Below are 3,048 nucleotides of genomic sequence, written 5' to 3' on the forward strand. Positions count from 1 at the left end.
AAAACTGTAAAATGTTGTCATACTAGATATCGCTGTTTAGTATAGACAAAAATACTAACCGTAAGGTTAGAAAAGGTTAAGTGAATAAGGGCGCACGGTGGATGCCTTGGCACTAGAAGCCGATGAAGGACGGGACTAACGCCGATATGCTTCGGGGAGCTGTAAGTAAGCTTTGATCCGGAGATTTCCGAATGGGGGAACCCAATATCTTTTATAGGATATTATCTGTTAGTGAATACATAGCTAACAGAAGGTAGACGCAGAGAACTGAAACATCTAAGTACCTGCAGGAAGAGAAAGAAAAATCGATTTCCTTAGTAGCGGCGAGCGAAACGGAACCAGCCCAAACCAGCAAGCTTGCTTGTTGGGGTTGTAGGACTCAGCTATGGTAGCTGTTGTGGATAGTCAAATCGACCTGGAAAGGTCAGCCGGAGTGGGTAAAAGCCCCGTAGACGAAATTGACAACACACCTATGAGTATCCTGAGTACGGCGGAACACGAGAAATTCCGTCGGAATCCGGGAGGACCATCTCCCAAGGCTAAATACTCTCTAGTGACCGATAGTGAACCAGTACCGTGAGGGAAAGGTGAAAAGCACCCCGGAAGGGGAGTGAAATAGAACCTGAAACCGTGTGCTTACAAAAAGTCAAAGCCCGTTAATGGGTAATGGCGTGCCTTTTGCAGAATGAACCGGCGAGTTACGATTGCATGCGAGGTTAAGCTGAAGAAGCGGAGCCGCAGCGAAAGCGAGTCTGAATAGGGCGAATGAGTATGTAGTTGTAGACCCGAAACCATGTGACCTACCCATGTCCAGGTTGAAGGTGCGGTAAAACGCACTGGAGGACCGAACCCACGTACGTTGAAAAGTGCGGGGATGAGGTGTGGGTAGCGGAGAAATTCCAATCGAACTTGGAGATAGCTGGTTCTCTCCGAAATAGCTTTAGGGCTAGCCTCGGAATTAAGAATGATGGAGGTAGAGCACTGTTTGGACTAGGGGCCCGTCTTGGGTTACCGAATTCAGATAAACTCCGAATGCCATTCATTTATGTCCGGGAGTCAGACAGTGAGTGATAAGATCCATTGTCGAAAGGGAAACAGCCCAGACCACCAGTTAAGGTCCCAAAATATATGTTAAGTGGAAAAGGATGTGAGGGTGCACAAACAACTAGGATGTTGGCTTAGAAGCAGCCACCATTTAAAGAGTGCGTAATAGCTCACTAGTCGAGTGCCCTTGCGCCGAAAATGTACCGGGGCTAAACATATTACCGAAACTGTGGATAGAACCTTTGGTTCTATGGTAGGAGAGCGTTCTAAGGGCGTAGAAGCTGGACCGTGAGGACTGGTGGAGCGCTTAGAAGTGAGAATGCCGGTATGAGTAGCGAAAGACAGGTGAGAATCCTGTCCACCGAATGACTAAGGTTTCCTGGGGAAGGCTCGTCCTCCCAGGGTTAGTCGGGACCTAAGCCGAGGCCGATAGGCGTAGGCGATGGACAACAGGTTGAGATTCCTGTACTCGTTTGTTTTGTTTGAACAATGGAGGGACACAGGAGGTTACGGAATCGCACTGCTGGATATGTGCGTACAAGCAGTAAGTCTTGATATGAGTCAAATGCTTATATCTTTAAAGATGAGCTGTGATGTGGAGGGAAATAAAGTACCGAAGTTCCAATATCACACTGTCAAGAAAAACTTCTAGTTAGAAACTAACGACCCGTACCGCAAACCGACACAGGTAGTCGAGGAGAGAATCCTAAGGTGAGCGAGAGAACTCTTGTTAAGGAACTCGGCAAAATGACCCCGTAACTTAGGGAGAAGGGGTGCTAAACGCAAGTTTAGCCGCAGTGAATAGGCCCAAGCGACTGTTTATCAAAAACACAGGTCTCTGCAAAATCGAAAGATGACGTATAGGGGCTGACGCCTGCCCGGTGCTGGAAGGTTAAGAGGATGGGTTAGCAATAGCGAAGCTCAGAATTGAAGCCCCAGTAAACGGCGGCCGTAACTATAACGGTCCTAAGGTAGCGAAATTCCTTGTCGGGTAAGTTCCGACCCGCACGAAAGGCGTAACGATTTGGGCACTGTCTCAACAAGAGACTCGGTGAAATTTTAGTACCTGTGAAGATGCAGGTTACCCGCGACAGGACGGAAAGACCCCATGGAGCTTTACTGTAGTTTGATATTGAATGTTTGTGACACATGTACAGGATAGGTAGGAGCCGTAGAATTCGGAACGCTAGTTTCGAAGGAGGCGCTGGTGGGATACTACCCTTGTGTTATGACCATTCTAACCCGCGCCACTAATCGTGGCGGGAGACAGTGTCAGATGGACAGTTTGACTGGGGCGGTCGCCTCCTAAAATGTAACGGAGGCGCCCAAAGGTTCCCTCAGAATGGTTGGAAATCATTCGAAGAGTGTAAAGGCAGAAGGGAGCTTGACTGCGAGAGCTACAACTCGAGCAGGGACGAAAGTCGGGCTTAGTGATCCGGTGGTTCCGCATGGAAGGGCCATCGCTCAACGGATAAAAGCTACCCTGGGGATAACAGGCTTATCTCCCCCAAGAGTTCACATCGACGGGGAGGTTTGGCACCTCGATGTCGGCTCGTCGCATCCTGGGGCTGTAGTCGGTCCCAAGGGTTGGGCTGTTCGCCCATTAAAGCGGCACGCGAGCTGGGTTCAGAACGTCGTGAGACAGTTCGGTCCCTATCCGTCGCGGGCGTTGGAAATTTGAGAGGAGCTGTCCTTAGTACGAGAGGACCGGGATGGACATACCTCTGGTGTACCAGTTGTTCTGCCAAGGGCATTGCTGGGTAGCTATGTATGGACGGGATAAACGCTGAAAGCATCTAAGCGTGAAGCCCCCCTCAAGATGAGATTTCCCATTTCTTTAAGAAAGTAAGATTCCTGAAAGATGATCAGGTAGATAGGCTGGGAGTGGAAGTACAGTGATGTATGGAGCGGACCAGTACTAATCAATCGAGGACTTAACCAAAAAAACGGTGTCGATATGAAGATAAATAATTCAACTCCAGTTTTGAGTGAATACTCACTCAA

At 48.9% G+C, this 3,048-nt stretch carries 1 rRNA gene; it reads left to right on the forward strand.

The features are described 5' to 3' along the window. The first annotated feature begins 74 nt into the window (after positions 1-74). Positions 75-2,986: ribosomal RNA gene (locus tag CBF37_RS11430) — 23S ribosomal RNA — on the forward strand. Positions 2,987-3,048: the final 62 nt, after the last annotated feature.

The sequence above is a fragment of the Vagococcus vulneris genome, assembly GCF_003950515.1.
In the GTDB taxonomy this organism is placed as follows: domain Bacteria; phylum Bacillota; class Bacilli; order Lactobacillales; family Vagococcaceae; genus Vagococcus; species Vagococcus vulneris.